The organism is Mesorhizobium sp. M7A.F.Ca.US.005.03.2.1, assembly GCF_003997795.1.
In the GTDB taxonomy this organism is placed as follows: Bacteria; Pseudomonadota; Alphaproteobacteria; order Rhizobiales; family Rhizobiaceae; genus Mesorhizobium; species Mesorhizobium ciceri.
The window spans coordinates 1-5,544 of record NZ_RZRP01000409.1 but is presented as its reverse complement, the minus strand read 5'-3'; the positions used below and the strand labels follow the sequence as shown (position 1 = coordinate 5,544).

Below are 5,544 nucleotides of genomic sequence, written 5' to 3'. Positions count from 1 at the left end.
AGGTCCACCGCGTGGGCGATGAGCGTCGCCGCCGCATCGGCTTCGGCGCCGGTCCGCGCCAGCACGGTGACGGCGTCGGCAATGCCAAGCGAGAAGGGGCGGCCACGCCAACCGCTGGTGGCGACGCCGCGAACGCCATCTTCCGCGCGGATCGTGATCCGGTCGGCCATGCCGTTGCCGGTACCGGCTACCGCCAGACCCATCGACTGGCCCTTGCCGATATGGAGCGCGCAGTCGCCGCCATTGTTGACATAGGCGCGCTCGATCTTGCGACCGGCAAGCAATGCGGCGAGCATTTCGTCGGCTACCGATCCCGCGACGGCCGCCATCGGAGTTATAAAGCATTCCGCCAGGGGCATGACGGCTGCCTCCATGCGGCGCGCCGTCGGGCCGGCGAAGGTGCGCGGCGCCAGGAAAAACGCCGGCAGCCGCAATTCGGGGAGTTCCTCGACCAGCTCCACCAGGATCGTCTGGAACCGCGCTATGGCCTGTTCATAGGCTCGGCGGCATTCATCCGCCTCACCAAAAACCTCGACGATCAGGTCGATCGGCCCGTGGTTGAGATGCAGCCGCTTGCCGTCCTGCAGCCAATGGGCTTGCGGGCCTTGCATCACCCGGCCCCGTTCGAGCCGGCACGACGTAGCTGCGCGAGTGGCGGCCATGGATTGTTGGCTTCGGCGCCTGTGCCGCGGCGCGGATTCAGGTACTCACCGCCTTTTGCGACAATATCCTCGACGCTGCGGATCTCCGCCTCGTACCCGCCGAGCCTGACATAGTCGTCGCGGCGCAGCGTGAATTCGATCGGCGCCACCAGCGCCGGTGTAGGCACATAGCCGAAGGCGCCTTCCGGCACCCGTGTGACATCGACCATCAGCGTGATGCCGCCGCCCGGCCAGACATAGACCGGCGCACCGCCGACCGTGACATAGGTGGTCAGGCCCTGAACCGAGCGGGTGAGATTGACCGGGTTTTCGGTGACGCCGGCGCGCAGCGAACCGCCGGCGCCGCCGATGAACAGCACCGTGCACAAAGCCGGCTCGCAATTGTCCTCGATCAGGCCGACCGATTTTTGCAGCCGTTCCGGAAACGGTTTTTGCACCGGCTTCAACTCGTCGTCGAGCTCGTAATAGGCGAATTGCTCGCCGGTGGTCGAAACCATCAGCAGCGACAGGCCCGGCCGCGCACCCTTCTTGGCGTTCCACTCGCCAAGGATCGACAGCGGGTCTGAAATGCTGGTGCCGCCCCAGCCGAGGCCTGGCTCAGACACCTTGAAATAGCGGCCCGGCGTCGAACGGCGGCCGAGGATCTTTATCCCTGTGTCCTGCCAGCCCAGCACCTTGCCGGCCTGATGCTCGGAAACGACGCCGGTGATGTGGTCGTCGACCACCACCACCTCGTCGACAAGGCCGCGCCATTGCGTGGCGAACATGCCGATGGTCGCCGAGCCGCAGCCGACGCGCATGCGATGTTCCTGCTTGCCGTCGATGACAGGCGCTTTGCCGGCTTCGACTGTTATGGCGGCGCCGCCGTCGATGGCCAGTTCCACCGGCTTGCGGTTGCACAGATTGAGCAGCGCGTCGCAGGTGGCGCGTCCTTCGGCCTTCGAGCCGCCGGTCAGATGATGCACGCCGCCCAGCGACAGCATCTGCGAGCCATACTCGCCCGTCGTGACATGGCCGATTGCCTCGCCTTGCGATCGCACAATAGCCGTCTCGGGTCCGATATGCCGGTCGGTGTCGATCTTCACCTTGACGCCGCAGTACGAAAAAATGCCTTCCGTGACGACGGTGACGAGATCGACGCCTTCGACTTCCTGGCTGACGATGAACGGCGCCGGCTTGTAGTCGGGATAGGTGGTGCCGGCGCCGATTGCGGTGACGAAGCGGCGGCCGGTGTTGACCAGTTCGCCGTCCCATTGTTCGCCCTCCGCGACGAAGGGCACGATTGCCGCGCCGGCCTCGGCCGCATGGTCGAGGATGGTCAGCGGGTCCATCCGCACGATCCTGCCGCCGACATTGCCGTAGCGGTCGCAGGCGCCGGTGCGACCATCAGCGATGTAGCACATCACCGGACAGGCATCGCAGCGGATCTTCTCCGCCACCAGCTTCTCGCCGGGATCATGGGTCTCGAAGCGTTCGGCAAGCTCGCTCATCGGCGTGCTTCCTTTTCGCGGATGCCATCTTTTTCGCGGATGCCAGCGCGGATACGCGTCGGCGTCGCCGGAACCTTGGTGATCAGAACGCCGGTGGCGTGGCGGATGGCGTTGAGGATTGCCGGCGCCGTCGGGATCAGCACATGCTCGCCCAAACCCTTGGCCCCAAAGGGTCCTTCCGGATCCGGAACTTCTATCAGGATGGTCTCGATCGGCGGCACGTCGCCAATGGTCGGGATGAGATAATCGTGCAGATTCTCCGTGCGGCCGGGGATGTACTCTTCCATCAGCGCCATGCCGATGCCTTGCGCGATACCGCCTTCGATCTGGCCTTCGGCCAGCAGCGGGTTGATCGCCTTGCCCACATCATGCGCGGCGGTGATCTTGATCAGCTTCACCGTGCCGAGCTTGAGATCGACCTCCAACTCGGCAATCTGCGCGCCATAGCCGTAAACGGCGTAGGGTTTGCCCTGGCCCTTGGCATCGAGGGGCAGCGTCGGCGGGTCGTAGCTCTCCTCGGCGCGGAAGACGAAGCCCTCGGCATCCAGGTCCAACGTCGTGAGATCAATGCGGCGGGTGGCTTCGCCTTCGCGGATGACGATCGCCGGGCCGTCGAGTTGGAGAGCGGCTTTTTCCGAAACATTGGCGAAACGCAGGATCTTTTCACGCAAGGCGCGGCCGGCCTTCTCGGCCGCCTTGCCGGTGACGAAGGTCTGGCGCGAGGCCGATGTCTTGCCGGCATCGGGAGTAATTGATGTATCGGCGCTCTTCAGCTGGAATCTCTCCAGCGGCAGGCCGAGCGCGTCGGCGCAGATCTGGGCGATGACCGTGTTCGAACCCTGGCCGATATCGACCGCGCCCTGGTGCAGGATGACCGTGCCGTCGGCCGCGATGCCGACCCGAATGGTCGACGGATTGGGCAGCGAGGTGTTGCCGCAGCCATACCAGCAGGACGCGACGCCGACGCCGCGCTTTCTATCTGTGTTGCCACTGTTGAATGCCTCCGCATCGGCCGCCGCGCGCGCCCAGTGCGGCCGCAGCGATTCGAGGCATTCGGCAATGCCGACGCCGGAGTCCAGAAGCTGTCCTGTGACCGTTTCGGAGCCGTTACGAAGGCAATTCTTCAAGCGAAAATCGAGCCTGTCCATGCCGAGCTTGCCGGCCAGCTCATCATAGAGGGTCTCCTGCATGATCGTCGCTTGCGGCACGCCGAAGCCGCGGAAGGCGCCGGAGATCGGCCCATGCGTATGGATGGCGCGGCCTTCGGCGCGGTAGTTCGGCGTCGCGTAGGGTCCGGAGGCGTGCACCGGCACGCGGTTGGCCACGGTAGGGCCCCAGCTTGCATAGGCGCCGGTGTTGAAATTGCCTTCAAAAATCATGCCGGTGACAAGGCCGTCGGCATCGGCGCCGATGGTCGCCTTCATCTCGGCCGGATGGCGCTTGGTGGTCGACATCATCGATTCGGTGCGGGTGTAGGCAAGTGCCGCCGGCCGCCCTGTCTTCATCGCCACAAGGCCGATCAGCGGCTGCAGCGAGACGTCGAGCTTCGAGCCGAAACCGCCGCCGGTCGCGGTCGGCACGATGCGCACCTTGTCGACGGCAAGGCCGAGCACCTTCGCCGTCTCGTCGCGGTCCATATAGGGCGCCTGGGTGCAGGCGACGACGACCAGCGTGTCGCCGTCCACATAGGCATAGCCGGCTTCCGGTTCGATATAGGCGTGCTCGACATAGGAGGTGTCGATGACGCCGGACACCGTGAACGCTGCACCGGCAAGGGCCCCTTCCGGATCGCCGCGTTCGACGAAGCCGGAGGTCAGCAGGTTTGCCGGTCTGTTCTCATGGATGAGCTTGGCACCGCCGGCGCGCGCTTCGCAGGATTGGAGAACATGCGGCAATTCGGTCCAGCGGATCGGAAAATCCGAGAGGTCGATATCGAGCATCGCCTCGCGCTCGCCAGCGACCAACGCCCCCGCCTCACCGCGAAGGCGGGCAAACCCTTCGGCCAGTGCCGGCTGGTCGGCGAAGGGGCCGATGACGCCGAAACAGTTTTTTCCCGGAATGTCGGCGGCGGTGAAGACGCAGGCGACACCGGGATGTGCCTTCGCCCAGCCATCGAGGTCACCGAAGGCGAAGCTGGCGTGGTAATGCGGAGAGCGGACCACCAGCACGGCCAGCGCATCGGCGGGGAAAGAATCGCCGCCGAATTTCTCAGCCCCGGTGACCTTCGGCACGCCGTCGAGCCGGATGGGCGAGGAACCGATCGCGTGGCCTGACCGGGGCAAGCGGAAATCCAGGCTTGCTGCCTGCAGGGAGGCATCCATCACTGCGGCAATGATCTTCCGGTAGCCGGTGCAGCGGCACAGAATTCCGCCGAGCGCGTCCTGTACCTCGACCTCGGTGGGGCTCGCCTTCTTCTCCAGCAACGCCGTCGCCGCGACCAGCAGCGCCGGCGTGCAAATCCCGCACTGCGCAGCGCCATGGGCGAGGAAAGAGGCCTGCAACGCCGACAGCCGGCCGTTGGCAAGCCCTTCCACGGTCGTCACCGATGCGCCGGCAGCGGACGCCGCCGACATCAGGCAGGCGCAGACGGGATCGCCGTCGACCAGCACCGTACAGGCGCCGCAATCGCCGGCATCGCAGCCGACCTTGGTGCCGGTCAGCCCCAGTTCGTCGCGCAGCACCAGGGACAGCCGGCGCAGCGGCGGCACATTGACCGATACGACGCTGCCATTGACCTCGAAGGCGATGTCAACGCGCTCCGGGCCGCGAGCAGGCCGAACGGCGCCCAGGTCGGGCACTGCTTCACGCACGTCAGGTTGAACCTGGCTCATGCCGCCACCTCTTCGCCAGTCGTCCGCCCCACAGCCGCAAGCACGGCGCGGGCAACAATCTCGCGCACCGCATCGAGCCGGTATTCGGCGCTGCCGCGCACATCGGCGATCGGCGACAGTTCGCTCATCGGCGCGGACAGGACCGCATCGGCAAGCTCGCCATCCACCGGCAGCCCGCACAACGCGGCTTCGACGCCGGCCAGCCGCTTGGCCACCACCGAACAGGAGCCGGCCGCGACCGCCGCTTGCCGGACGGTGCCATTGTCGACGGCCAGACGTGCTGCCACCATGGCAATGGAAATGACGAGATAGCGCCGGGCGCCGAGCTTGACGAAAGCCGACGTGCCGCTGGGCTTCGGCACGCGGATCGCCGTGACCATCTCGCCGGGCAGCAGAGCCGTGCGGCGGTTGCCGAGAATGAAGTCCTGCAACGGCAGGTGCCGCGTCGCTGCCACCGAGCGCAGCTCGACCTCGGCGTCGAGGACGAGCAGGGCCGGCACGCCGTCGGCGGCAGGCGAGGCGTTGCAGAGATTGCCGGCGACCGAGGCGACGTTCTGGATC

General features: G+C 66.2%; 4 protein-coding genes. All 4 read right to left on the bottom strand.

Annotation, left to right across the window (positions count from 1 at the left end; genetic code table 11):
* A partial coding sequence (locus EN991_RS21430) for a UPF0280 family protein (protein ID WP_127369498.1) occupies positions 1–611 on the bottom strand: 611 nt, incomplete at its 3' end.
* Positions 611–2,152, bottom strand: coding sequence for a 6-hydroxynicotinate reductase (locus tag EN991_RS21425; protein WP_127369497.1), 1,542 nt, complete (start codon positions 2,150–2,152; stop codon positions 611–613). The genes EN991_RS21425 and EN991_RS21430, both read right to left, overlap by 1 nt.
* Positions 2,149–4,983, bottom strand: coding sequence for a molybdopterin cofactor-binding domain-containing protein (locus tag EN991_RS21420; RefSeq protein ID WP_127369496.1), 2,835 nt, complete (start codon positions 4,981–4,983; stop codon positions 2,149–2,151). The genes EN991_RS21425 and EN991_RS21420 overlap by 4 nt, the downstream gene beginning before the upstream one ends.
* Positions 4,980–5,544 (bottom strand): FAD binding domain-containing protein (locus EN991_RS21415; RefSeq protein WP_127369495.1); only part of this gene is annotated, 565 nt, incomplete at its 5' end. The genes EN991_RS21415 and EN991_RS21420, both read right to left, overlap by 4 nt.